Annotated in this window: 25 protein-coding genes; 11 read left to right on the forward strand and 14 right to left on the reverse strand. The window is 35.0% G+C overall.

Annotated features, from left to right (window positions below):
* Positions 1 to 35: 35 nt before the first annotated feature.
* The 11 genes from DPQ89_RS16430 to DPQ89_RS16480 all read right to left on the reverse strand — a co-directional run bounded on the left by DPQ89_RS16430 (position 36) and on the right by DPQ89_RS16480 (position 8,561).
* Positions 36 to 284: a hypothetical protein gene (locus DPQ89_RS16430; RefSeq protein ID WP_127718120.1), complete on the reverse strand. Its 249-nt coding sequence runs from the start codon at positions 282 to 284 to the stop codon at positions 36 to 38.
* Positions 285 to 485: 201 nt separating this feature from the next.
* Entirely contained in the window at positions 486 to 1,928 is a 1,443-nt protein-coding gene (locus DPQ89_RS16435; RefSeq protein ID WP_127718121.1) for a hypothetical protein, read from the reverse strand.
* Between the two features lie 197 nt (positions 1,929 to 2,125).
* On the reverse strand, positions 2,126 to 3,115 hold the full coding sequence (locus DPQ89_RS16440; protein WP_127718122.1) for a hypothetical protein: 990 nt from the start codon (positions 3,113 to 3,115) through the stop codon (positions 2,126 to 2,128).
* Positions 3,116 to 3,289: 174 nt separating this feature from the next.
* Positions 3,290 to 3,592: a hypothetical protein gene (locus DPQ89_RS16445; protein WP_127718123.1), complete on the reverse strand. Its 303-nt coding sequence runs from the start codon at positions 3,590 to 3,592 to the stop codon at positions 3,290 to 3,292.
* Between the two features lie 85 nt (positions 3,593 to 3,677).
* Positions 3,678 to 4,058 (reverse strand): hypothetical protein, encoded by a 381-nt coding sequence (locus DPQ89_RS16450; protein WP_127718124.1) that lies wholly within the window; start codon positions 4,056 to 4,058, stop codon positions 3,678 to 3,680.
* A complete protein-coding gene (locus DPQ89_RS16455; RefSeq protein WP_127718125.1) occupies positions 4,058 to 4,429 on the reverse strand; it encodes a PleD family two-component system response regulator in 372 nt (123 codons plus the stop codon). The genes DPQ89_RS16450 and DPQ89_RS16455 overlap by 1 nt, the downstream gene beginning before the upstream one ends.
* Positions 4,430 to 4,553: 124 nt before the next feature.
* On the reverse strand, positions 4,554 to 5,876 hold the full coding sequence (locus DPQ89_RS16460) for a hypothetical protein (protein ID WP_127718126.1): 1,323 nt from the start codon (positions 5,874 to 5,876) through the stop codon (positions 4,554 to 4,556).
* Positions 5,873 to 6,316, reverse strand: coding sequence for a hypothetical protein (locus DPQ89_RS16465; protein WP_127718127.1), 444 nt, complete (start codon positions 6,314 to 6,316; stop codon positions 5,873 to 5,875). The genes DPQ89_RS16460 and DPQ89_RS16465 overlap by 4 nt, the downstream gene beginning before the upstream one ends.
* A gap of 62 nt (positions 6,317 to 6,378) precedes the next feature.
* Positions 6,379 to 7,437, reverse strand: coding sequence for a KamA family radical SAM protein (locus DPQ89_RS16470; RefSeq protein ID WP_127718128.1), 1,059 nt, complete (start codon positions 7,435 to 7,437; stop codon positions 6,379 to 6,381).
* A complete protein-coding gene (locus DPQ89_RS16475) occupies positions 7,437 to 7,667 on the reverse strand; it encodes a hypothetical protein (protein WP_127718129.1) in 231 nt (76 codons plus the stop codon). Before DPQ89_RS16475 ends, DPQ89_RS16470 begins: the two co-directional genes overlap by 1 nt.
* Entirely contained in the window at positions 7,668 to 8,561 is an 894-nt protein-coding gene (locus DPQ89_RS16480) for a PolC-type DNA polymerase III (RefSeq protein WP_127718130.1), read from the reverse strand.
* 171 nt (positions 8,562 to 8,732) lie between these two features.
* Between DPQ89_RS16480 and lpdA the strand changes: the two genes are divergently transcribed.
* The 7 genes from lpdA (at position 8,733) to hemN (ending at position 17,353) form a co-directional block, all read left to right on the forward strand.
* Positions 8,733 to 10,121 carry a dihydrolipoyl dehydrogenase gene (lpdA, locus tag DPQ89_RS16485; RefSeq protein WP_127718131.1) on the forward strand — a complete coding sequence of 463 codons (1,389 nt, stop codon included), beginning with the start codon at positions 8,733 to 8,735 and terminating at the stop codon, positions 10,119 to 10,121.
* 24 nt (positions 10,122 to 10,145) lie between these two features.
* The gene (locus tag DPQ89_RS16490; RefSeq protein WP_127718132.1) at positions 10,146 to 11,765 is read left to right on the forward strand and encodes a 2-oxo acid dehydrogenase subunit E2; all 1,620 of its coding nucleotides are present in this window, start codon (positions 10,146 to 10,148) and stop codon (positions 11,763 to 11,765) included.
* Positions 11,766 to 11,955: 190 nt separating this feature from the next.
* Entirely contained in the window at positions 11,956 to 12,975 is a 1,020-nt protein-coding gene (locus DPQ89_RS16495; RefSeq protein ID WP_127718133.1) for an LbtU family siderophore porin, read from the forward strand.
* A 64-nt stretch (positions 12,976 to 13,039) separates the two neighbouring features.
* Positions 13,040 to 13,861 carry a restriction endonuclease gene (locus tag DPQ89_RS16500; RefSeq protein ID WP_127718134.1) on the forward strand — a complete coding sequence of 274 codons (822 nt, stop codon included), beginning with the start codon at positions 13,040 to 13,042 and terminating at the stop codon, positions 13,859 to 13,861.
* Positions 13,858 to 15,198: an MBL fold metallo-hydrolase gene (locus DPQ89_RS16505; protein ID WP_127718135.1), complete on the forward strand. Its 1,341-nt coding sequence runs from the start codon at positions 13,858 to 13,860 to the stop codon at positions 15,196 to 15,198. Before DPQ89_RS16500 ends, DPQ89_RS16505 begins: the two co-directional genes overlap by 4 nt.
* Positions 15,199 to 15,262: 64 nt before the next feature.
* On the forward strand, positions 15,263 to 16,003 hold the full coding sequence (locus DPQ89_RS16510) for a 3D domain-containing protein (protein WP_127718136.1): 741 nt from the start codon (positions 15,263 to 15,265) through the stop codon (positions 16,001 to 16,003).
* A gap of 48 nt (positions 16,004 to 16,051) precedes the next feature.
* The gene (gene hemN / locus DPQ89_RS16515; protein ID WP_127718137.1) at positions 16,052 to 17,353 is read left to right on the forward strand and encodes an oxygen-independent coproporphyrinogen III oxidase; all 1,302 of its coding nucleotides are present in this window, start codon (positions 16,052 to 16,054) and stop codon (positions 17,351 to 17,353) included.
* A gap of 30 nt (positions 17,354 to 17,383) precedes the next feature.
* On the opposite strand, the gene DPQ89_RS16520 is transcribed toward hemN, so the two are convergent.
* The 3 genes from DPQ89_RS16520 to DPQ89_RS16530 all read right to left on the reverse strand — a co-directional run bounded on the left by DPQ89_RS16520 (position 17,384) and on the right by DPQ89_RS16530 (position 20,015).
* Positions 17,384 to 18,142 carry a hypothetical protein gene (locus DPQ89_RS16520; protein WP_127718138.1) on the reverse strand — a complete coding sequence of 253 codons (759 nt, stop codon included), beginning with the start codon at positions 18,140 to 18,142 and terminating at the stop codon, positions 17,384 to 17,386.
* An 80-nt stretch (positions 18,143 to 18,222) separates the two neighbouring features.
* The gene (locus DPQ89_RS16525; protein WP_127718139.1) at positions 18,223 to 19,047 is read right to left on the reverse strand and encodes an endonuclease I family protein; all 825 of its coding nucleotides are present in this window, start codon (positions 19,045 to 19,047) and stop codon (positions 18,223 to 18,225) included.
* A 149-nt stretch (positions 19,048 to 19,196) separates the two neighbouring features.
* Entirely contained in the window at positions 19,197 to 20,015 is an 819-nt protein-coding gene (locus DPQ89_RS16530) for an endonuclease I family protein (protein ID WP_127718140.1), read from the reverse strand.
* A 248-nt stretch (positions 20,016 to 20,263) separates the two neighbouring features.
* Between DPQ89_RS16530 and DPQ89_RS16535 the strand changes: the two genes are divergently transcribed.
* The 4 genes from DPQ89_RS16535 to DPQ89_RS16550 all read left to right on the forward strand — a co-directional run bounded on the left by DPQ89_RS16535 (position 20,264) and on the right by DPQ89_RS16550 (position 24,307).
* Complete coding sequence (locus DPQ89_RS16535; RefSeq protein ID WP_127718141.1) at positions 20,264 to 20,671, forward strand: hypothetical protein; 408 nt, start codon at positions 20,264 to 20,266, stop codon at positions 20,669 to 20,671.
* 129 nt (positions 20,672 to 20,800) lie between these two features.
* Positions 20,801 to 21,646: an endonuclease/exonuclease/phosphatase family protein gene (locus DPQ89_RS16540; protein ID WP_127718142.1), complete on the forward strand. Its 846-nt coding sequence runs from the start codon at positions 20,801 to 20,803 to the stop codon at positions 21,644 to 21,646.
* Positions 21,647 to 21,731: 85 nt separating this feature from the next.
* A complete protein-coding gene (locus DPQ89_RS16545) occupies positions 21,732 to 22,502 on the forward strand; it encodes an ABC transporter substrate-binding protein (protein WP_127718143.1) in 771 nt (256 codons plus the stop codon).
* Positions 22,499 to 24,307 (forward strand): M3 family oligoendopeptidase, encoded by a 1,809-nt coding sequence (locus DPQ89_RS16550; RefSeq protein WP_127718144.1) that lies wholly within the window; start codon positions 22,499 to 22,501, stop codon positions 24,305 to 24,307. Before DPQ89_RS16545 ends, DPQ89_RS16550 begins: the two co-directional genes overlap by 4 nt.
* The last annotated feature ends 2 nt before the right edge of the window (positions 24,308 to 24,309 follow it).

Genomic DNA, 24,309 nt, shown 5'->3' on the forward strand with positions numbered 1-24,309 from the left:
GCATTTGGGTCACCCAAGTGACCCTGTTCTAATATTTACCAAATGACATTAATGCCTTTGATAAGATCTTCTTCATGAACTTCATAGGACTTTAAGAATAGGTTTTGAAAGTCTGCCGAATTCTTCGCGTGAACTTTTCCAAAATAATTTGATGGTAGAAATGATTTCTTGCAGCTTGGACACTTCTGAGCTTCTTGATTTGATTCAATTATCTCACCACAACAATGACATTTTTTAATGATAACTTTTTCCGATGTCTTTCTAATATAATTTTCGGCCTTCATCCTTACCCCTCAATAAGTAATTATGTTTAAACATCGATCCTTGATTACTCTTTCACCAACATCCTTAAAGGTGATAATTACTAGTCGTTAAATATGAATAAATAATTAGGAAAAAATGGAAAAAAGTGCCGGTCTAAAAAACTCGGATTACTGATATCAACTAATTATAAAGGGGACTATTTTAGTCCCCTTTGTTTTTAATTAAAAATTAAAGTATCCGCTCGGTGCTCTTTGAGAAGGATTATACATTTCTCTGATATTAAAATCATTAAATTCGCCACCGTATGGTGTTTGCTGACCGTAGTAGTTATTGTTTATAACGGTCGGAGTTGCATATGGGTCAAACATTGGAAGTCCCGTTTGTCCAAGACCCTGAGCTCCTCCACCTTGAAGCATTTTCATTAAGTACATATCACTTGTAGAAAATTGATTAAGTGGATTATGAAATGTTGGTACCTGTACAGCTTGTTGCTGTCTCATTAATTGAGGCATCATCATAAACTGAGACATCATCATTTGTATTATTGAATCAAATTCTTTTTTCTCTTCTTTGAATGCTTTATTTTCTTTTTCAATCTTTGCAAATTTCTCTCTTTCTTCTTCTCTTTCTTTTTTAAGATCTTTTATCGCCTTACTTGATTCTTTTATTGCATCAGTACTCTTTTTTACCTGTGCCTCTAGATCTGTAATGGTTTTTGTATTCACTTTAATTTCTTCTTGCTGACAAGCTATAGTATTATTTTGAGCAAGAATTTCTTCTTCTTTAACTTTTATGAGATCATTCTTTTCGTTTACTTGTTGCTCAAGTGCGATTTTATTCTCTTGTAATTTATCTTTCTCAATAATCAGAGCTTCCTTTTCTCCAGTTAAACTAAGTACATTCTGATTTAATGACTCAATTTGATTAGACTGATCTTCGATATTTAAATTTAATTTTGAAATAACTTCGTTCAAGGCAATTACCTCATCAGAGATTTCTTTATTATGAGAAACGGCCTGTGCGATAGCGATATTTTTGCTTTCAACTTCTGATTGCAGATCAATTAATTCTGCATTTAAGCCTGCTGCTCTTAATTCTTCTTCTTTTAGCTTATCTTTTAATACACTTAACTCTTGAGTGTTTGCAATTCCACTTCTTTCAAGTTCATCTATTTTTGATTTTAGTGTTGAAGTCGATTTCTTTGCAGAGTTAACTTCACTTAATAGCTTCTTATTAGTAAGAGAAAGCCCCGCAATTGCTTTCTTGTGTTTTTCTTTGAGTGAAGTAATAGAGCTCTCAAGGTTACTCTTCTGCTCTTTTAGCTCTTTTAGGTCTGCTCTAAGTTTATTTAATTCATGAACAGTAAACATCGCTGTACTTCTGCGTACTTTTTGAGAAAGTCTTTGTTCTATCTCAACAATCTTATTTTTTACAGTGATCATGTCACCATTTGCTTTTTGTATCTGGACTGTGACCTCTTGAATTCTAACTTTTTGCTGTTTAATAAACTCTGCTGAAATTGAATCAACGACAATGTCTGGTCTTTCAATTGAAGCAATTGATCTAAGGTTCATTGGTGTCGTTGAAGTGTATACACTATAGGCTCCAAATGTTGCTGATAGTACAGTTAGGGCCATAACTGAGTTTGTTATTGTCTTTTTCATATTTCTCTCCCGAAATAGATTTGTTAATTTTTTATTCACTATTGTTTATACAAGTTTGGTGCCAAAGGAATTGATGGGCATGTCCTTGAAATAAGGAGATAAGATATGTCTAATAATTAGACAGTGTTAGAAAAATTTACAAAAGAGGGCCAGCTTTATGCTGGGCCCTCTTATAGAAAATAGGGGAGAGATTTTCTTTATTTAAATGTTATAGCTTCTTCTCGAACAGTGGATCTATTAAAAGTTGGGATAAATGTCCGTGAGCTTCTTTGAAAAAGCTCACTTGTTATCGGTGCTCTATCTATTGAGCTTGAAAACATGTTAGAAGCAATTTCTCTATTGCCACCAAAGTAGCTCTTCATAAAGTTGAACCAAGGAGAAATCGTTGGTTGCATTTGAGCGAAGCTACTCTGAACAAAGAAAGGAGAACTTGGAAATTGCAGTGCTGTATTTGGCATTGCAAAGCTTGCTCTTAAACCTTGACCAAATATCATTCCCATCGCATATATCTTCTGGGCCTTCTTCATCTTTTCTTCACGCTCTTGTTTTTTCTTCTTTTTTTCCTCAATTTTAGCAAGAGCTTCCTCTTTATCTTTTAAAAGCTCTTTTACTTGAGCTTGTAATTCAGCAATAACGTCTTTTTGTTCACATGTACTGATTTGATTTTCCTTATTCTCAGTACTTTGAGTATCTTCTTTTGCTGAAAGCGATACTTTTTCATCTTCAATTGGATTTGTAATTATGGCATTATTCAGATCCCTTTCGAGGGAGTTAAAGTTTCTTGAAAAGCTTGCAACGACTTCAGTCGCAGTTGAAGAAGAGAGTTTTTTAAGAGATTCTTCAATACTTTTAGAAATCAAAGCTGATTCTTTTTGTAGTTTCTTTTCTTCACTCTTTAACTTAACTCTTTCTTCCTTTGATAAGGAGGCAAACTCTTTGTTTTCTTTAGACTTTTTGTGCTCATGGACTGAGTCTCTAAAGTCATTTATTCTTTGCTCCATTTTGTCTTTGTATATAACAATTGTGGATTCGTCACTTGCATCTAATTGTTCTACAAACTCTGGAAGTTGGATGGACGCAATAGTTCTGTAGGCCTTTGTGTAGTTTGGTGAATTCCATTCTTTAATTAAAGTGGGGGTGCTAAGTACGCTAAGGACTGCCAGTCCATAAATAATTGGTTTATTCATAATAATTCTCCTCTATTTTATTTTCTGAGAATATGTATTACAAAATGGATGCCATAAAAAATATGACTTAAGTCTTTGAGAATTTATTATGAAAGTAAAAAAAGATGATTAAAATAAAGTAGTGTTGTAAAAAAAGTATACGAAAGGCCGTTAATTAAAAACGGCCTTGATGAATTATTGAATATTATCTAAATTCTGCATTGTCTTATTGAAAGCCGCTTGAATTTTCTTCATCATTTCGACTTCTTGTTGGTAACGTAGAGTCTCAATTTTTCTACGAACCATAAGCTCGTTTCTTTTTTCAAGCTTCTTTCTTAAAAGCTTCATTCTTTGCGCCGGAGTTAATTGTTTTTGACCAGGTTGCTGAGTATATGTTCCATCTATATCAATCGGCATGTCAAAATCAATATTTGTTGCAGGATCAAACTGCGCATAGGCAGAGCTAACCAGTAAAAAAGCAGTAAGTAATAGCTTCATATTTTCTCCAATTCAGATAATTTATTTATTATTTATACTTATTGCCGCGATATGTAAAATTAGATATCAAAGAGTGTAAAAAGTTTTAACGCCTTGCGTTTGTCTGTTGAATACAGTCGCTCCCGAGAATGGTTTCGCTAGTTATATCTGATCCAATTTCTAAATATTTAACATACTTAAGCTCATTTTCAACATGAGATATGGTTTCAAAGAATTTACACGTGGCCTCAGTTTCACATTCCCAAGATTGCTCTTTTTTTGCATAAAAGCCTGTTTGATCAAACTCGAGTTCTCCAAAGTAAGTTATATCATCTCTTTCAGAAGTATCTCTTCTCTTTGCTGTGACTAGAAAGAAGCTAGTCTTGTCAATCACTGATATTTCTGAATAAGTAGGATGGTCTATTATAGAGCAATTTATAAATGCGAAAGTGTTGAGAGTGAGGAACCAAAAAGCTAGATATTTCATTACTTCTTTTTAAACTTTTTGAGCTTTTCTATGATCGAATTAAAACACTGAGGAGAATAGACGATGAAATCATTCGCTCCAAACTCAAAGCAGGCCAGAACATCTTCTTGGTTTGTTGTCTTATTAACAAATATAATAGGAAGTTGATCTTTTGTTTTTACATTCCTTATTAAACTAAGAATTTCTAGTCCCGGCATATCATGAGTGTTACCCATAATTATAACCGAAAAATATTCTTGTTTTTCAACTAGATGAACAGAGTGGAATCCGCCGTTTGCAAGCTCTACGTCATAGCCTTGCACTCTAAGTCTTGAAGCAAAGTTATTCTTTCTATTTGTATCGCCATCGATTAAGAGAATTAAGTTATTCATTAAAGTAGTTACTCGGTGTAATAAGTATTTTTAGATTGTACATTCTTATCGGCAATTGGTCATCAGTGAAAAAGTAAAGTTTTCTAAAGATAGTAGGGTCAATTAGTTGATCTTTTTAGTCTAGTCAGTTCTTATAAAGTCCCTTAAACAAAGTGGCATCACTAGGGAAGTGGCCGATAGCTGTGTCTATTAATTCATTTATAAAGTCTTTTTTTCTATTAGTTTGAATAGAGGTTTTGATAACAGCTTGATAGAGGGTTTTATTAACAATCCCTTTTTGAATAAGTGGAAGTCCTTTTTTAGAAACAGTCGTATTATCATTATTGTAAGAGGCCAGCTCAACTTCTAATATTTGATAGTTTTCATCATTTGCATGGAGAGGCTCAAATTTGTATAGGATATCTCTTGCAACCTTTACTTCTTTATTTAGAATTAAAGTTTGAACGATATTTTGTATGATTTGCAATTTTCCCATGGAAGATTTAGTTGCCTCTAAAAGAACTTGAATGGCCTTAGTATTATTTCCAGATTCAAAATAGTACTTTCCACAAATGACTAAGCTTGCTGCTATATTAGTTCTTAATGAAGGACTTTTTTCATCGAGGGATTGAAAGAACTTTGAAAAGTTTAGTAGATCATCATATTGCTTATTTAATAATGAAAGTCGTATTAGATCAGGCAATAAACTCGGATTTATGGGATAGTTTGCAAGTAACTTCTTGGTTGTCTCATAGGCTTCTACATTCTTTCCCAAAACTTGATAGCCTTTAATTAATTCTTTTAATGAGCTGTAGTGCTTGAAATTAATCTCAAGGGCTTTTTCAAAAAAAAGTAGTGAGGTCTGTTCATCACCATGTTGCAGATATAATTTCCCCTCAAGATAGTAGGCTTCATCAGCATAATCAAAGTCTTCTTTAAGAATCTCAATACACTGTTCAGCTTTATCTAGGTCGTTCTCACTCAGGGCTGCCTTAGCTTGGTGATACTGAGTATAGCCGACGCTCGTATTCATTTTTCTCTTCGTCAACTTTAAGAAACTTTCAGCAATTGAAGTTGCACTAAAAGGTTCTGCTATATAATCATCAATTTCACTGTCTAGAATTTTGCAAGCAGATGCCACCGAGTTAGGAGACCCTATCAGGGCGTATAAAAGATTAGACCTATTTGGGTACAGTTTAGAGTGAAGATCGATTAAGTCTATCGCACTGACTTCACTGATTTTTTCATTACAAAAGACAATGTCGTGCTTCATTGCTTTGATTAGACTTTTAGCATGCTTTATAGATTCAGCTGTTTCTATCTTGGATATATGAACACCAAAAGAAATAAGCATTTTCTTTATAGTTCCTTTTGCTGTTTTCTTCTCTTCAACGATTAAAGCAGTTTTATTTCTAAAGAAGTCTGTTATGGCCTTTTGCTCATTTGGAGGAAGTTGATCTAGCATCATTTCTTCACCTCAGAAATGAGTGTACTTATTCTTATTTGCTGTTGTTCATAATCACCCTTAATCTCATTCCATGAATGTTCTTTAAATTGGGTGAATTTTAACTCGATATGAACTAGCTCATCATCAACTTCAAATTCAACGACTTTTCCAATAATTGGGAGGCCATTGGTAGTATCAATATTTGGAAATTTCTTAAAAACTTTTTTTAATGGAGAGTCGTAAATAATAAAAGTTATGTTATGGCCTAGCTGACATATATTTCTAGGTAAAGATAGGCAGATGGAATCTATTTTTAATTCTGTAATTTGAATATCTTCAAATTGTAGATAGGAAACACCTGAAGTATCATTTCTAAGTATTATTGAATGTCCCAACTCCTTATAGTCATTTTCATTTAGATAATCACTAAGTAGAGTTTTCTTTGTAGCGTCGTTACTCATTATTTTATTTTAGAGGGGATTGATATTGTTCTCAACAAGCTTTTTTCTGCCTATCAATAAACTTATTCGCAATGGAATGTTAATTGGCCATCTTTGTTAATTAATTTTCCACTAAAATTAAATGTTTCAGGATTAAAGGCACTTACTTTACCTGCGCCATCTTTTATATCAATGATATAAGTTGGTATTGACCACCCAGGTAGAATATTTCTTAATTCTGAGTAAATCCTACGACCTTTAGAAATAGGTAAGTAAAAGTTCATAGCACCTTTTACTTGATCAGGATGATGTAGATAATAGGGGCGAACTCCAAGCTCAATTAATTTCTCAATTAAATTCTTCAACTCTAGTGAACTGTCATTTACACCTTTTAATAAGACAGACTGAGAAAGTAGTTCACAGTCTATTTGTTTTAAAAGTTTAATGGAGTTTTCTACTGAGCTTGAAAACTCATCTACATGATTTGTATGAATTGTAATAATAAGTTTGTTAAATAATTTTGCAGTCTTGTTTAAAAGAGAAATTAACTCAGGAGTAATTCTTGAAGGAAGTGTTGTTGGGACCCGCGTATGAAATCTTATATATTTAATATGTTCTATTTTAGAAAACTGATCGATATAAAAAGATAACTTTTCATCACTAAGTATGAATGGGTCACCACCACTGAAAATTATTTCATTAATCTCAGTATGTGATTTTAGATATGATATTGTCTTAGTAAAATCAGGAGAGAAAAGTTCATCTTGTAGTGTTAGTTCATTTTTTCTAAAACAGTAGCGACAAATGATAGGGCAAACTTGCGTAGGAAAGAAGAGGACTCTATTTTTGTAGCGATGAACGAGTTGAGAAGTCGGAGAGTTTAAGTGATCTCCAATAGGGTCTTCAAGTCCAGTGCTTAAATCATTTTCTTCTTCAGAGGGAAGAAATTGTTTTCCAAGAGCAGAGTGAATGCCTTTTTCTTTTATTAGTTTTGCAATTTCAAGAGGGATGAAAATCTTGTAAATAGATTTAGGAAATGAAGTCTTAAAGAATTCTTCTAGTTGCTCGTGGCTTCTAATAGCAGACTTAAATTCACTTTGCCAAGATGGTTGAATATTTAGGTCTTTACTCTTATCTAGCATTAATCATCAAGGCCTAGTAGGTAACGGCGTCTGGCCCACTTAGCACATCCAAAGATAAGAACAGCGCCGAATAGACCAATTCCACTAAAGTGCAACAGGGTTTCTGTTGTCGTCATTGCACCTGCATTATTAAGCGTATACCAAATCCATCTAAGAAGAATGAGGTGAAGTATGAGAATAACTAGTTGTTGTAACCTGAGAGGTAAGTTCTTCTTTGTTAGATAGGCCATTTATTTTCCATTTTTCTTAATTTTATTTAATAATTCAACTTTTTCTTCTTCACTAACTTCTCTTAGTTGGGAGATTTTTTTTAGTGAAAAGGACTTATACATATCACTGTGCAAGCAATGTGCGTATAGCATATTACCTTGCGGCATTGGCAAAAAGCTAATCGGTCTAATTGGTCTAAATTGATTTTTTAGACTGCCACCACGATACTTAATCTCTATAATTTCTTGCTTTTTAACTTTGTCTAAAATGGGTTGTAGTCCGTTAGGAATTTCAAAGTCAGATTGCTTCTCAAAATCCTTCATCTTGAATAGGTAACCCTCATTCAAAATCTTACGATCAGGTTTCTTAAATACAGAAAGTCCTTTTGCATAGACTTTCAAACATGCGATTGCATCATCAAGTGCGCGATGATGATTTTCAAGAGGGATTTCCAACTCTTTTGTAAGCGTAGCTAGTTTAAAATTAGGCATACCTTTGAGCGAGTATCTTGAAAACTTACATGAACAATAAACATGTATTTCATTTAAATCCATTTTGCACTGGTGCATGCCAAAAACAATAAACCCTAGATCAAACTTTGCATTGTGTGCAACAAGAGGAAGGCTCCCCATAAAATTTACGAATGATGGAAGGACATCCTTAAGTAATGGCTTACCTTGCACCATGTCGTTCGTGATCCCATGAATATCAATTGTAAATTGAGGAATTTCGATTTGGGGATCTATGAGTTCATCAAATACCTCTTCGCCGTAAGGCGTTATCTTTATGGCCGATAACTCAATCACTTTATCTATGAGGGGAGAGAGTCCTGTCGTTTCTAGATCAAGCGCTATGATCCCATTTGGAAAGGATCTTAGTATCGCTTCTTTTTCTTGTTCACTCAAAAAACTCATTTATTCCCTATTGTGTGTCGTGTCGCAAATATACTTGCTATCTCGAACAATTGACGGTTTTCATGGCCAAAACTACAAAGTATTGATATTAAACATGAACTTTATAATTGTGACTTTTAAACTCTTTTTTAGAGTAGTCATATATCTTAAAACACCGAAGGATACAAATCGATGAAGAGTTTTGATGTTGTTGTTATTGGTGCAGGACCTGGTGGTTATGTGGCCGCTATCCGTGCAGCACAGTTAGGAAAAAATGTTGCCATCGTAGAGATGGATAAATTTGGTGGGGTTTGTCTCAATAGAGGATGCATTCCAACTAAAGCGGTTTTAAAATCTGCTCACTCTGTACATGAAATTGCAGAAATGAAAGATCTTGGAATTAATGTTGAGTTGAAGTCTTTAGATGGAGCTCAAGCAGTTAAAAGGGCCAAAGGAATTAGTGATCGAATCTCTAAGGGTGTTGAGTTCTTAATGAAGAAAAATAAAATTACCACTTTTATTGGTAGAGCTGTTTTAAAAGACAAGAACTCTATAGAAGTAAAATCTCCTAAGGGACATACTGAAACAATTAAGGCCGCCAATATCATACTTGCTACAGGAGCTCACTATAGAAGCTTTCCAGGTTTAGAGCATGATGGAAAAAGACTTATTGGTGCATGGGAAGCAATTAAAATGGAAAAGCTCCCAAAGTCTATTGGGATTATTGGAGCAGGTGCTATCGGCGTTGAGTTTGCTTATTTCTGGAATGCTTTTGGAGTAGACGTTCATATATTTGAATTGCAAAAACACTTACTTCCTATAGAAGATGAAGACTCTTCAAAAGAAGTTGAGAAGGCCTATAAGAAGTATGGTGTGAAGTTATCTCTTGGTGTTGAAAAAGTTAGTGCAAAGAATAATGGAAATGACGTTACGATTACAGCTGTTGAAAACGGTAAGACTGTCGATTATAAATTTGAGATGGGATTAATTGCTGTTGGAATGACTGGAAATATCGCCGGAATCGGACTTGAGTCTGTTGGCATCAAAACTGATAGAGGTTTTGTAGAAGTAAATGATATGTACCAAACAAATGTTCCAAATATTTATGCTATTGGTGACCTTTCTGGACCACCTTTACTAGCACATGCAGCTTCTCACGAAGGTGTTGTTGCTGCTGAACATATTTCAGGAATGCATCCTCATGCAATTGATAAAATGAATATTGCTGGTTGTACTTACTGTCAGCCTCAAGTTGCATCTGTTGGTTACACTGAAAGAGCGCTTAAGGAAAAGGGTATAAAGTACAATGTTGGTAAACTTCCATTTCAAGCGAATGGAAAGGCCGTTGCATCTAATGAAACTGTTGGGTTTGTTAAAACTCTAATGGGTGAAGATGGAGAAATGCTAGGAGCACATATTGTTGGTGCACAAGCAACTGAGTTGATTCACGAATACGTTCTTTTTAGACAAATGGAAGGTATTGATGAGGAGATTTTTGCAACTGTTCATCCGCATCCAACGCTTGGTGAATTTTTAGCAGAATCAGTTATGAACGCAAAAGGAAGAGCGCTAAACTTTTAGTTTAGTGCCATACAGGAGATAATTATGAGACATGATATTGTAATGCCTCAAATGGGTGAATCAATTACAAATGGAACGATCACTAAATGGCATAAAGCCGCTGGTGATATGGTTGAGATTGATGAAACTCTACTTGAAATCTCAACTGACAAAGTTGAATCAGAAATCCCTTCACCAATTGCTGGTAAAATTGTTGAAATCAAATATGCTGAAGGTGAAACTGTTGATGTAGGCATTTTAATCGCAGTTATCGATGATGATGCAAATGCATCTGTTGGTGGACCGGCTTCGGCTCCAAGTGCTCCAGCGCCATCGGCCCCGGCCGCAACAACATCAAGCGCTCCTGCTGCAGGAAGTGAGAGAATGGATGTTGTAATGCCTCAAATGGGGGAGTCAATTACAAATGGAACAATTACTAAGTGGCACAAAGCACCAGGTGATATGGTTGAAATTGATGAAACATTACTTGAAATATCTACTGATAAAGTAGAATCAGAAATACCTTCACCTGTAGCAGGAAGAATTGAAGAGATTCTTTTTTCTGAAGGTGAAACAGTAGATGTTGGAATTAAGATTGCGTCAATTGAACAGAATCTTGATATTCCTTTTGGAGCAGCAGGTGGAGCCGTAGCAGCAGCTGCCTCTCCTGCACAAACTGCAACTGTAACGACGACTGCTCCAGCAGCCGCAGCAGTATCAGGTGAAAGAAGGTTTTATACTCCACTTGTAAAAGCCCTTGCAGCTAAACACGGAGTTGCTCTTAGTGAACTTGCAAATATCTCAGGTAGTGGAGCAGCTGGAAGAGTTAATAAAGCTGACTTTATGAACTACCTCGGAAATCGTGGCTCAGCTCCTACAACAACTTCTGCTCCAGCTCAACCTGCTAGAGCGGCTGCACCATCGGCTCCTGCCGCTGCTAAAGCTCCAGTATTCTCTTCTAGTGATAGAGTTGAGATTGTTCCGATGGATAATATGAGAAAAGCAATTGCTAAGAATATGATTGCTTCTAAAATGACTTCTCCACACGTTAACTCAATTGATCAGGTTGATATGTCTAACCTTGTTAAGTTTAGAGAAGGATTTAAACATGAGTTTAAAAAGCAAGAGGGATACTCTCTTACTTATACTCACTTCATTCTATATGCACTTGTTCAAGCTCTTAAAGAGTTCCCAATTGTTAATGCTTCAATTGATGGAGATAATATTGTTTATAAGAAAGACATTAACCTTGGTTGTGCTGTAGCAGTTCCAGGTAATGGTCTTGTTGTCCCTGTAATTAAAGGAGCAGACAACTTAAATATTAGAGGAATTGCAAGAGCGCTTAATACTCTAGTAGAGAAAGCTAGAGCTAAGAAGCTTACTATGGATGATATGTCTGGTGGAACTTATACTTTCACTAACAATGGTTCATTTGGAATTCTTGCTGCAACTCCAGTTATTCTTCAACCACAGCTTGGTATCTTCTGTGTTGGAACAATCAAGAAGACTCCAGTTTGTACAGATGAGCTAGCAATTGCTATTAGAGATATAATGTATGCAACTCATACTTATGATCACAGAGTAATTGATGGTGAAATTGGTTCTAAATTCTTAAAGCATGTTATAAATACGCTTGAGACAATGGATCCTGCCGCTTTATTCTAATAATTTATTGGCCCTCTATTGAGGGCCTTTTTTTTTGAGAAAAAATTTCCTTGATAATATTAAGTTTCTATTACTCTATAACTTTCAACTCATAGTAATACTTCTAGAAATACGTTCTTATTCTTTCCATGAGACAAAACTTATCACTTCATCTTTTTCCTAATTATAATTTTATATATAGGAGAACCTCATGAAAATAATATCAATAATACTATTGGCCTTTGCTCTTTCTAATACTACTTTTGCACAAGAGCAGACCAGTAAAAATAGTGATCTAATGTATAAACCAAATGTGGTCTTTTCCGGCTATATCGAAGTGATCAGTGAATATGTTGATAACTTTAATACCTCTGCTACAAGTGATGTTTACTTATCAGAAGCAAGCTTTACGGGAAAGTCTAATCTAAGCAATAAGATCTCAGCAGAAATTGAGTTCTTCCATGCTGATGGTTATGCCGATTTAAGAATGGACCAAGGATTTCTTAACTATAAGGCCTCAGGCGATACCACTATTAAGGTAGGAAGGTACCAGTTACCATTTGGAAAGTACGAAGCAAGTTTAGTTTATTCTAGTTATGCTAAAGTTATCGGTAAAACTAAGCAGGCCGCTGTCGGAGCTTCTGTAAGGGAAGGTATCTTTACATTTAGCGGTTATTTCTTCAACGGAGATGCTGATGTATCTATAAAAGGTGATAGAATTGATAGTTATGGTGGGGAAATTAATATTGAAAAAGATAATTGGTTAGTTGCTCTTGGATATATTAATAATTTGAATGATTCTGAAAGACTTGCTTCAAAGTTGACCACTAATAGAAAGTACGTTGATGGTTCTGTGGTTTCTTTACGATATCAATTTGAAAATGGTTTTAAGCTCTTTGGTGAATATATTACTTCTTTTAGTAGATTTAATAGTAATGACTTGGCCTTTAAAAATAGTGGTGCAAAAATTTCTGCCTACCATACCGAACTTTCCTACACGAGAAATTTGTGGGGAAAGAAAATGGTCTTTGCTACTTCATTGCAAAGGTCTAAGGAATCTGTAAATCTCTCCGTTGCGCAAAAGAGATACTCCATAGGAGCCTCTAGAGAGCTTGTCGAAAATATGAGTCTATATATTGAGTACTACCGTGATATCGATTATTCAGTCGCTGATGGTGGAACTGGACTTAAGGCGAACTCTATTGCTGCTCTATTCGCTTATACATTCTAAAATATTTTCTTTTTTCTCCTCTGTGACTAAGGTAGTATAACTTAAGTTTTAGAGGAGAGATTCCATGAATAGTTTTCATATAAAGAAATTTTCTGGCTTTATTGAAGAATTTGATGAAAAAAAATTGAGAGAGAGTCTTATCTTAACTGGGGTTGGGCAAAAGATGGCATCTGAGGTTATTCAGGAGCTAATGCCAAAAATTAAACCCGGAATGAGTTCTACAAGAGTTCATAATCTCGCTTTTTCTAGTTTACAAAAAAAATCTAAAATACATGCAGCTAACTATCGTATAAAAAGATCTATATTGGACTTAGGTCCATCAGGCTATCCTTTTGAAATCCTTTGTAGCGAACTTTTTAAAGCAAAAGGGTTTGCAACAGAAGTAGGGGTTGTTGTTAAAGGAAAACACGTTAGTCATGAAGTCGATGTTATAGCGACTAGACCAGATATGACTATCATGGCGGAGTGCAAGTTTCATAATTCAAAATCTCATAAGAATGATATCAAGACGGCCCTCTATATTCACGCGAGATCTCTTGATATTAAAAATAATCCAGATTCAAGAGATTTTGATAAGTTTGCTATTTGTACTAATACACACTTTTCCGGAGATGCTGTAACTTATGCTAATGGTGTTGGTATGATGTTGCTCTCTCTCAATAAAGACCCTGAGTATTCAATGATTGGAAATATTATTAGATATAAAGTCTATCCGATTACTTGTCTTAGAACGATTAAGAAGAAGGTGGCTTCGATTCTGCTGGAAAGAAAAATTGTAGTGATCAAGCAATTAGAGGAAAATATAGATATGCTTGAAGAACTAGACTATGACGAACATGATCGATTCTTAGTTTTAAAAGAAATCCAAAAATTGAGGCAACAATGAAAATATCATTCTTAGGGGCAACTAAAACGGTTACTGGTTCTAAGTATCTTATTGAAGCTAAATCTAAGAAGTTTCTTGTAGATTGTGGCCTTTATCAAGGCCAAAAAGAAGAGCAGCTGTTAAACCGAGAGTCTCTTGGATTTATGGCCAAGGATCTAGATGCAATATTTTTAACACATGGGCATCTCGACCACTGTGGAATGATTCCAAAGTTAGTAAAAGAAGGTTTTCAAGGGAAGATTTTTGCAACTGCAGCTACGATTGAAATTGCAAAAATTATTTTAATTGATAGCGCTAAAATACAAGAGTCTGATGCATCTAAATATACGTCAGAAAAGAATCCCCTTTCTACACCTCTCTATGATGCACAAGATGTTCAAAAGTCTTTTGAACTCTTTAGTCCCGTAGAATTTGACCATATCTTTTCTTGTCACGGTCTTGAAGTTACTTTTAGAAGAGCTGGTCATATTCTTGGAGCCTCTTGTGTCTATATTAAAGAAGATAAGACTGTTTTATTCTCAGGAGACCTTGGCAGGTTAAATGATCCGTTAATGCCAGCACCTAGTGAGATTCACCACTGTGATTTAATTGTGATGGAGTCAACCTATGGAAATAGAATTCATTCTAAAAAGGATCCTGTCATTGAGCTTGAGAAGATCTTAGAAAGAGTTGTAAAAGATAGTAAAGTCTTACTAGTTCCTAGTTTTGCAGTAGCAAGAGCACAACTCTTTATTCATTACTTGAGTGAAATTTTCTCTAGAAGGGAAGATTTAAAAATACCTGCATTTGTGAATAGTCCAATGACGAATCTTGTTACTGAAGTTTACAGAAATTACTCTGAACAAACTAATTTAACTAAAGAGAGTTTCAGTGATTCTATGAGTGGAGTTAGATTTTTAGAGTTCTCCAAAGAGTATTCTAAATTAAACAAGAGAAAGGGTCCCTTGATCATTATTGCTGCGAGTGGAATGGTTAGTGGAGGTAGAGTCCTTGAACATCTAGATCATTTTGGAAAGTACGATAATAATATTGTGCTATTAATAGGTTATCAAGGTGAGGGGACTATTGGCCATGACCTTCAACATGACAAAAATGAGATTTCTTTGTTGGGTCATAAAATGACAGTTAAGGCCCAAGTCAATTTCTTGGAAAACCTTTCGGCCCATGCTGATCAGTCAGAGTTGTTGGAATGGCTTTCGACAAATAAAAATCCAGAGGCAAAAGTTGTTCTTGTTCATGGTGATGAGCAGGCACAACTTGAATTAAAATCTGTAATTGAACAGAAGCTTAAGTTGGAAGTCGATCTTTCTAAGGTTATTAAAGAGATTGATTGTTAGATATCTTTAATTGGCACATTGGAAATAAGTCACTAGACTATTGGTATATTTTCTAAGGTTAATTATGAAGTTTTTATTAATTATTTCTCTTCTTTTTGTAGTCTCTTGTGCGAGTAAAGTTCGCACTGTGGTGGACTTTGATTTCTCTTCAAAAGATATTGAGGGTAAAGAGCTAAGTCTTTGGGGAACAAATTATTATACCCCTGTATACCATGTAAAAATGAACGGTATTCCCCTTAAGGATCTGGGAGATAATTCACTCGTTAGTGGTGTATATCCTGTTTTGCTTTCAAGAAAAGAGTGGTGCTATAGCGCAATGGAAGGTTCTGTAAGTGTTATTTTTCCTGGAGGAACGATGAATACTTATAATTATGCCGGAACAACAACTAAGCAGGTCGATTGTAGTCCATACTTTGGAGATGATTTTCCTGCCACTAATAAAGTGAGATTTCGCTCAGCTAGATCTAGATGGGGAGATGGAATTGAGAATTATTCTCTCATACCTTATCGTACAATTGCAGTAGACCCATCGGTTATTCCTTTTGGGAGTGCAGTTTTTATTCCTAAGGCCAAGGGAATAAAATTTATGTGGCTAGGTGAGAGTTTTGTCCATGATGGCTTCTTCTTTGCTGGAGATAAGGGAGGGGCAATAAAAGGTAATCACATTGATTTATTTACAGGTACAAATAAAGATCATGTATTTAACTTCATAACCAATAAGAAAAGTGGTCTCTTTAAGGCAATTATTCTAAATAACTCAAGTGTAACTGTTGAACTTAAGAAATTACACGAAATTTCATACTAAACTGAGCTAGATCAGAGTTTTTTTTCTATTTCATGTCATAAAGACATTATGGAAAATCTAATCAAAAAATACTCTACCAATGCCCCAAGATACACCAGTTATCCTCCTCTTCCTTTTTGGAATGGGGCTCCTGAACTTCAGACATGGTTCTCTCATCTGCGGGAAACTTTAACAGATGATAATTCAATAGACCTTTATATTCACATTCCTTTTTGTGAAAAGCTTTGCCGCTACTGTGGTTGCCAAAGAGTCATCACGAGAAATAGAGATAAGGGAACTGATCTTGTCGAAATAATATTAAAAGAGTGGGATATTTATAAATCACAATTAGGTGATATTAGAATTAATTCCATTCATTTTGGTGGAGGGACTCCAACATTTCTAAGGCCACAAGACCTAGATTTACTACTTAGTAAGCTATCTCCTATGTTTAATGAAGGTTTTATAGGTGCCATGGAGATTGATCCTAGAACCTGCTTAGATGAACATATTGAACTATTAGTTAAGTACGGCTTTAATAAAGTATCGCTTGGTATCCAGGACTTTGATCTAGAAGTTCAAGAGGCCATTACAAGAATTCAACCATTTGAAATGGTTAAGACTCTTGTAGATAAGCTTAATGATAAGGGAATAGAAGATATTAACTTTGATTTAATTTATGGTCTTCCAAAGCAAACTCTAGACTCTGTTTCGAGCACAATTGAAAAAGTTGTACAGCTTGCACCTAGTTCAATTTCTTTTTATAGTTATGCTCACGTGCCGTGGAAAATTTCCAACCAGAAACTCATTAATGAGAAAGATCTAGCAACAGGTATCGATAAATTTAATCTCTTTGTTAAGGCGAGAGAAGAGTTTTCTAAATTTGAATATATAGAAATAGGTTTTGACCACTTTGCTAAGAAAGGAAGTTTACTTGCTAATGCTAAAGAGCAAGGCTATTTGACACGTAATTTTATGGGATATACCCATAAAAAGGCTTCTGCATTAATTGGACTAGGTCCAAGCTCAATATCTTATTCGTTAAAGAGCTTTCTTCAAAATGAAAAAGATGTGGGCAAATACACTGAAGGAGTAAAAAGTGGTGAGATTGCTGTTATAAATGGTCATATTCAATCTGAATTAGATTTAGAGAACGAAAAGAAGATCATTGAATTTCTTTGCCATGAATCAATTGAGCTTACTGATCAAATTGATGGACTCTCTAAAGAATTTATTGCAGATGAGCTCGGAGAAATTAAAGGAAATAAATACGTTGTGACTGATAAAGGTAGACCTTTTATGAGAAACTTTGCAATGTTATTAGATCCATATATGAGTGGAACAGTTAAGAATTTTTCAAAAACTATATAAAAAAAGGAGCCAAAGGCTCCTTTTTAGTAATTATCTATAAGCTTTACATTCTGATAAATCGCCATCATTGATTGAAGAAACTTTATTTCCATAGCTATCTTCAATCCAACCAATAGTGTTTCCACCATCCCACTCGTCTTCAAAAGTGTAGAATGCTGTAAACGTTCTTCGAGTTGCAGTGTGAGTGAATTCCATTTTTCTAACTTCTGGCTTGAAGTCAATATCTGATTCAGCATATAAAGTGTCTTCATAAATTCTAGAAGCAACGAAGAAGTCTCCAAGAACTTTAGAAGTAAATTCTTTTGAGTTTTTTAGCTCTCTTAAAGTTTCACCAAATACACAAGATCTTTCAGAAACAATTGTACAGTTTGACTTATAAACTTTGCCATCAGTTGTTCTGATTTGACTGCTATTTTTAGTTGGGTGATCTAAAAGAAGGTTTATAAAATAACCTTCTGAGTCTTTGGCCGTAGATTGGATTAATATCACTTCATTGTTAGATAAAGTTCCTGGACCAAAATATTTAACCTTTCCTCTTGAGTTTACTTCAATCGTTTCAGAAGTTGTTCCGTCAACACCACTATTGGTTAAGCTCATTGTTAATGACTGGTTGTAAAATCTAGCGACACCTAAACTTCTTAATGTAGTCGATACTTCAAGCTCAGCACTTAAGCTAAATCTATTAACAAATGGATAATCCATTTCTTGGCACTGAATTTTTATCGTAGTTTTAGCGAATGAATTTAAAGATGCAACAACAGCAAGTAATACAACAATGGACTTCATCATAAAGTTCTCCCCTCAAAGTTTAAATAGTGTGGCTATTTTTTAACACTTTGAGGGGAGAAAAGATATGTAGTGTATGAATTTTACAGGTTTTTTAACTTATAAATAAGGTTTGGATAATCAATAAATGGATTTCTATTATTTTGAACTTTGTAAACTGCGTTATTTCTATCTATTTCTGCCTGATCTACAGGATCTTCTTCGTGCCACTTTCTAAGAGCACTTTCCATTTTATCGTTTATTTTACCATCGTATCTAACAGCGAAGTAGAACATTGCTCTTGCAACATTTCCTCTATGCTCAAATGGTGGCTGATATGCTCTTGATGTTGCTTGTGAAGCACTACAGTTACTTGTTGGAGCACGTCCAGAATTTACAATTCCAAAGTCATGATTTCCTCTTACGCTATTAGCTTTAGAGTCAGTAGGAAAGAGGTGGTGTAGATCACTTTTTTGGAAACGGCTATCTGAACCTGTAAACTTACTTTGTGGCCATGTATGTTCACAATTAAGCATATTACTATTTGGAATACTTCTAGGTCCGATTGTTCCAGCGCTTCCTGAAGTGAACTTCTTTTGGCAGTAAACATCAACTAACTGATATTTTCCGTCTACTTGTTCAAGGTGTCCAAGTTCTACATTTCCAAAGAGATGAGTTCTTGCTCCTTTATAACCCAAGTTAATATTTGAGTAACACTGACCTTCGCCTCTGTTGCAACCTAGGGTGTCTGGACCGTTTGAGTGCTTAGAGTGAGAGCTTTTTAAAACCTTCTTAATGGCCTGTCTTAGAGCTTCATCTTTTAAATTACCATTATCCAAAGAGTCTTGGAATGATTGCGGGTAATAAGTATGTCCAGCAAGGGTTAGTGTCGAAAAGAGAATTGAGGCCAGTAAAATAAGGTTTTTCAAGTTATTTCCTTTGGTTGATTCGTGAAAATTTTACATGATTTAATTAAGGTCTGGCCAATCTTTTTTATTAGTTTGGTCTTATAAATTTGTTAGGATTGAATTAGAAAAAAAAAAGCCCGGACAATGATGCCGGGCAATAATTAAAGAGATTAGAAATTCTGTATTGAGTCTACGAGGTGAGGAAAATCAATGAATGGGTTTCTGTTTTGTTGAACAGTGTAAATTCCCTCATTTCTTTCCATTTCTTCAGCATCTACAGGGTCTTGATTGTGCCACTGTCTTAAAACTTTTTCTTGCTGTGCGTTTATTTCGATTTGATATCTAACTGAGAAGTAAAAAAGTGCTCTTGCAACATTACCTTTGTGTTCAGTTGGTGGCTCAAATTTTCCTCCATGCCCTTCAGATCTTGAGGCTTCACAGTTATTGAGCTCTCCAGAACCAACATTTGAAAAGTCGTAATTACCTCTAATGCTATTTGCTCTTGAGTCAGTAGGGTATAGGTGGTGAAGATCACTTTTTTGAGTTTCGTTATCAAACTTATTAGTGAACTTACTCTGTGGCCAAGTGTGCTCACAGTTCATAATATTACTGTTTGGGATTAAGTTCGGTCCAATTTTTGTATCTCTATTTGTTATTTCTTTACGACAGTAAACGTCTTTTACGTAGTAACCGTTGCTAGATTCTTCAAGATGTAGTTTTCCAAAAAGAACTTTTCTAGCTCCTTTATAACCGAGAACTTTATATTGATAACATCTACCATTTGATGAAGAGCTACACCCTAGCTTGTCTCTGCCATTATTAGATTTTTGGTGAGAGCTTGTTAAAATTTTGAAAAGTGATTCTTTAAGCTCAGCACCTCTTAAGGTACCTTCTTCAAGACCAGTTACATACTTTTGAGGGTAGTAATTGCTAGAAGCAAATGTGTTAATTGATACAAGTAAAACTAAAAGGGAAGCAGCAAATTTCATGTTATCTACCTTGTAAGATTTATAGTGTGGAGCTTTTATATTGCTAAACAACAGCTTTGGCTAATAGTTTTTTTAAGTTTTTCTAATAATAAATATATGCTGAATAATATCGAAGGCCTTGCGGAGCGTTACTTTGTCAGATAAGTATCATAGTAAAAAAGTTTAGTAATTTCTTTGATTCTTTGTTTTGTGCTTGCTATATCTGTAGCGGTAAAACACACACTAGATCAATGTCTAAGGAGCAAAATATGAAAATTGCAAGACTAGTTTTAATTACAAGCTTTCTCTTAGTAGCGGTATCTCAATTTACTTCAGCAAGCGAGTCAACCTGTATAGATAACTTAACAGATGGGTACACAGCAGACTCTGCAACTCATACTCTTAATATAAATGACCTTGAAATTCGTGATTATGGAAATGATCATGTTGCATTCTCTATAAAGATCGTAAGAGAGCTTCTTGAAGAAGTTGGTTGTAGAAGAAATGATGTTAACTTCGGAAGAGGTTCAAGAGGTAGATCACATAGCCGTTGTGAGCAAGTTCTTAGAGGAACACCTTCTTCGAGAGTTTGTTATGTTGAATCAAACTTAGGTTACTTCTTTGTAACAAGAGACCTTTTAACAAATGTTCATATTACTTTTAATCGTTGGGATTAATCACCACTTTAAAAGTCAGATAATTAAAGAAAAGGCCTCAATCGAAGGCCTTTTTTATTTTTTCTAATAAGATTTCACAACTGTTACTTTTTTTAGACACAATTTAGAAAAACTCTGTAATATATTAGTATGATTACAAATACACGGATGTTATTAGTCGCTCTAGCATGTACGCTGAGCATACAGTCAACTCACTCTTTCTTCTCCTTTGGTAGGTTTAAAACACCGCCTTTAGATGAAATGCATCTAGTTAGGGGAAAGGCAAAGAGAACTTCTCTAAATCCCGATAATATTTCTATTCTTGTTTGGAATATTTATAAAGGTAAGAACGATTCTTGGAGAGAGGATTTTCCAGAGCTTTCTAAAGATAGAGACCTCTTACTTATTCAAGAAACTGATTCTGATTTAAGAGTTCAGAATACTTTGGAAAAGATGAAAGATTTTAGATGGGATACGGGGATAAGTTTTACTTATTCAAAGAAAGTTGGATCTTTTACAGGAACACTAATTGGATCAAAAGTTGAACCTAAGAAAGTAGATGTTCTACGTTCAAAATATAAAGAACCACTTGTTAGAACTCATAAAGTTATTACGAGTGCTCTGTACCCGATAGAAGGTAAGAGTGAAAGTTTACTAGCGATTACAATTCACGCAATAAACTTTGCTAGAAAGTCTGCGTTTTATCATCAGCTGAGACAAACGGAGTCGATGATTAGAAATCATAAGGGACCTGTTGTTTTTGGCGGAGACTTTAACTGTCGATCAAAAAAGAAAACATTATATATGAGAAACTTCTTTAAGGAACTTGGTTTCAATGAAGTTACTTTTAGAAATGACAATAGATATCGCTCTGGTATGACTGGAAGAATTATTGATTATATCTTTGTAAGAGACTTAAAAGTCTTAGACTCTGAAGTCTATGGGCATTTAAAGTCGTCTGATCACATGGCAATGAGTGTCGATCTCGCTTACTAGCAGCTGGTTAGCGATCTTAACTTAATTTAATTTTAAGATCGCTGAACATTTCCAAATTAATTCATTTCTAACTTAAAATAGTGGAATGAAACTATTCTCTATCTTACTCCTTATTGTCGCTTGCCCTCTAACTTTGGGGGCCGAGTTAACTGCCACAGGCCATCCCGATTATCCTCCTATTGCGTGGGAGAGTGGAGGATCTTTAAAAGGAGCTTCTGTTGAGCTCGTTAAGGCAGCGTTGAAAAACCTTGGACATACTGTGAGGTTTGTTCCTGTAGGAACCTGGGGAAGGGCACAGGAGGAAGTCAAAAGTGGAAGAATAGATATTCTTCTCCCTCCCTATAAAACTCCGAAGAGGGAGCTTGTTTATACATTCCCTGAAAGACCTTTTTTGATGGATAAGACTGCCATTTTTACTAAAAAGGGGAAGGTCATAAAGTTTAATGAATTTAAAGACCTAAAGCAATTTGATGGTGTTGCTATTGTGAATGATAGCTTTGGTGATAAGTTTGATAAAGCAGATAATGACCACAAGATCTTAAAGCGTTTATCTAAAACTGAACAGTGCTTACAATTTTTACTTAGAGGTAGAGCAGATTACTTAATTGCGGGACAAAACGCAGCTTTAGCGGTAATAAGTAAACTAGGACTCAAAGATAAATTCGATATTCAAGAGCAACTGATTATTGAAACTGGAATGTATACGGCAATCTCTAAGAAGTCCGTATACAATACTAAGAAATTTACTGAGAGCTTCTTTAAAGAAATGGATAGATTAGTCAGTGAAAAACTTCACGAAAAAGCAATAGCAGATGCTTTAGATGACTACTCTAATGAAACTCAAGAGGATATATGACTTTAGAACCAACAGTATGGGACAATTCAAAAATTTATTCATCAATTAACGATCCAAAAATTCCACAAGACATCGCACAAATAACTACAATTTCAAATTCTCAAAGTTCAAATTGTTCGAAATTAGCGAATGCATTAAATGAGTGGGACTCAGTCACATTAGACGAACAAAAATCACTCATAACTATTGCACAAGAAGTTATGAGAACATCAAGAAAAGTGTCAGTGCTTACAAGAACACTTTCTACTTACGTGAACTCTATTTTATCAGTTGATACAAATAACTCAGTTGCTAGTACTTTAAACTCGAAAATCTCGAAAGCTTCTGCAGATGTTTCAAAATTGTTCTCTCCTTTAGAAGTCTTTCTTATTAGATTGGATGATTCCTTAGTCGAAAATATTTTTGAAGGGGAATTAAGTGCGAAGAGATTTCAGGTCGAGCTTTTAAGAGATTTTAAAAAGTATACTCTTGACGTTAAAAGAGAGTCTTTAATCTCTGGTTTATCAACAGATGGTCTTCATGCTTGGGGACAATTATATAATGACATAAGTGGTAAGCTTATGTGCGATGTTGATGGAGAAAAAATAAACTATGCCTCAGCAGCTTCTTTAACTAGAGGTAGTGATGGGGCCAAGCGTGAATCTGCATGGAGAGCTATTCAAAAAGCATGGACCGAGCAAGAGGTTTCAGCTGCAGCAATTTTAAATGCAATTAATGGTTGGAGACTTGAAGAAAACACTGTTCGTTCGCAAGAGTCTCAGCTGCACTACTTAGACGTATCTTGCCAGCAGTCACGAATAACTAGAGAGACTTTAGACTCACTTATTAATTCTACCTTTGAGAAACGAGAAGTTGGTCAACGAGCAATTGCATGTATGGCAAAGGTTTTTGGAAAAGATAAGCTTGGCCCGTGGGATCTACTTGCTCCGGCACCGAAAAAAGAAAGCAAGTCTATTCCTTTTAACGAGGCCATTGATATTATTGAAAAAGCATTTTCATCTTTATCGGTAGAGATGGGAGATTTTGCTCGTATGATGTATGAGAAAAATTGGATAGATGCAAAACCATCTGAATTTAGAAGACCTGGGGCATACTGTACTGGCTTTGCTAATGTTAGAGAGCCAAGAGTTTTTATGACTTACAACGGATCGATGGGGGACTTAATCACTCTCGCCCATGAACTTGGTCATGCTTATCATAATTGGGTTTTAAGAGATCTTCCTATCGAGGCAAGCTACTATTCAATGACACTTGCGGAGACTGCTTCAATTTTTGCAGAAACTTTAGTTCGAGATTATCTCTTTGAAACGCTTGAATCAAAAGAAGATAAAATGGAGATTGCTTGGCAAAATGGTGAAAGTGCAGCAGGTATGCTGTGTAATATTCCAGCACGTTTTGAGTTTGAAAAAAATATGGTGGAAAAGAGAAAAGATCAAACACTTTCAGCTAACGAGTTAAAAGAGCTCATGAATGGAGCTTGGAGTAAGTGGTACGATAATTCTTTAACAGAGTATGATGAAATGTTTTGGGCCAGTAAGCTTCACTTCTCTATTTCTGGACTAGGTTTTTACAACTATCCTTATCTTTTTGGATATCTCTTCAGCTTAGGAATTATGGCCCAGAGGGAAACTCTTGGTGATAAGTTTAATGAAGCCTATATAAATCTATTGAGAGATACTGGAACGATGAAGGTTGAAGACCTTGTTCAAAAGCATCTTGGTAAAGATGTAACAAAGTCAGAATTTTGGCTAGATAGTTTAAAAGTTGTTGAGAAGCAAGTAGAGATTTTTGAAGGGTTGGTATAGGA

It is taken from the genome of Halobacteriovorax sp. HLS (assembly GCF_004006665.1).
Taxonomy (GTDB): domain Bacteria; phylum Bdellovibrionota; class Bacteriovoracia; order Bacteriovoracales; family Bacteriovoracaceae; genus Halobacteriovorax.

What these genes read in the sequence shown, in the direction of transcription:
- DPQ89_RS16430 (WP_127718120.1), bottom strand. Translation starts at nt 284, where the DNA reads ATGAAGGCCGAAAATTATATTAGAAAGACATCGGAAAAAGTTATCATT.
- DPQ89_RS16435 (WP_127718121.1), bottom strand. Translation starts at nt 1,928, where the DNA reads ATGAAAAAGACAATAACAAACTCAGTTATGGCCCTAACTGTACTATCA.
- DPQ89_RS16440 (WP_127718122.1), bottom strand. Translation starts at nt 3,115, where the DNA reads ATGAATAAACCAATTATTTATGGACTGGCAGTCCTTAGCGTACTTAGC.
- DPQ89_RS16445 (WP_127718123.1), bottom strand. Translation starts at nt 3,592, where the DNA reads ATGAAGCTATTACTTACTGCTTTTTTACTGGTTAGCTCTGCCTATGCG.
- DPQ89_RS16450 (WP_127718124.1), bottom strand. Translation starts at nt 4,058, where the DNA reads ATGAAATATCTAGCTTTTTGGTTCCTCACTCTCAACACTTTCGCATTT.
- DPQ89_RS16455 (WP_127718125.1), bottom strand. Translation starts at nt 4,429, where the DNA reads ATGAATAACTTAATTCTCTTAATCGATGGCGATACAAATAGAAAGAAT.
- DPQ89_RS16460 (WP_127718126.1), bottom strand. Translation starts at nt 5,876, where the DNA reads ATGATGCTAGATCAACTTCCTCCAAATGAGCAAAAGGCCATAACAGAC.
- DPQ89_RS16465 (WP_127718127.1), bottom strand. Translation starts at nt 6,316, where the DNA reads ATGAGTAACGACGCTACAAAGAAAACTCTACTTAGTGATTATCTAAAT.
- DPQ89_RS16470 (WP_127718128.1), bottom strand. Translation starts at nt 7,437, where the DNA reads ATGCTAGATAAGAGTAAAGACCTAAATATTCAACCATCTTGGCAAAGT.
- DPQ89_RS16475 (WP_127718129.1), bottom strand. Translation starts at nt 7,667, where the DNA reads ATGGCCTATCTAACAAAGAAGAACTTACCTCTCAGGTTACAACAACTA.
- DPQ89_RS16480 (WP_127718130.1), bottom strand. Translation starts at nt 8,561, where the DNA reads ATGAGTTTTTTGAGTGAACAAGAAAAAGAAGCGATACTAAGATCCTTT.
- lpdA (WP_127718131.1), top strand. Translation starts at nt 8,733, where the DNA reads ATGAAGAGTTTTGATGTTGTTGTTATTGGTGCAGGACCTGGTGGTTAT.
- DPQ89_RS16490 (WP_127718132.1), top strand. Translation starts at nt 10,146, where the DNA reads ATGAGACATGATATTGTAATGCCTCAAATGGGTGAATCAATTACAAAT.
- DPQ89_RS16495 (WP_127718133.1), top strand. Translation starts at nt 11,956, where the DNA reads ATGAAAATAATATCAATAATACTATTGGCCTTTGCTCTTTCTAATACT.
- DPQ89_RS16500 (WP_127718134.1), top strand. Translation starts at nt 13,040, where the DNA reads ATGAATAGTTTTCATATAAAGAAATTTTCTGGCTTTATTGAAGAATTT.
- DPQ89_RS16505 (WP_127718135.1), top strand. Translation starts at nt 13,858, where the DNA reads ATGAAAATATCATTCTTAGGGGCAACTAAAACGGTTACTGGTTCTAAG.
- DPQ89_RS16510 (WP_127718136.1), top strand. Translation starts at nt 15,263, where the DNA reads ATGAAGTTTTTATTAATTATTTCTCTTCTTTTTGTAGTCTCTTGTGCG.
- hemN (WP_127718137.1), top strand. Translation starts at nt 16,052, where the DNA reads ATGGAAAATCTAATCAAAAAATACTCTACCAATGCCCCAAGATACACC.
- DPQ89_RS16520 (WP_127718138.1), bottom strand. Translation starts at nt 18,142, where the DNA reads ATGATGAAGTCCATTGTTGTATTACTTGCTGTTGTTGCATCTTTAAAT.
- DPQ89_RS16530 (WP_127718140.1), bottom strand. Translation starts at nt 20,015, where the DNA reads ATGAAATTTGCTGCTTCCCTTTTAGTTTTACTTGTATCAATTAACACA.
- DPQ89_RS16535 (WP_127718141.1), top strand. Translation starts at nt 20,264, where the DNA reads ATGAAAATTGCAAGACTAGTTTTAATTACAAGCTTTCTCTTAGTAGCG.
- DPQ89_RS16540 (WP_127718142.1), top strand. Translation starts at nt 20,801, where the DNA reads ATGATTACAAATACACGGATGTTATTAGTCGCTCTAGCATGTACGCTG.
- DPQ89_RS16545 (WP_127718143.1), top strand. Translation starts at nt 21,732, where the DNA reads ATGAAACTATTCTCTATCTTACTCCTTATTGTCGCTTGCCCTCTAACT.
- DPQ89_RS16550 (WP_127718144.1), top strand. Translation starts at nt 22,499, where the DNA reads ATGACTTTAGAACCAACAGTATGGGACAATTCAAAAATTTATTCATCA.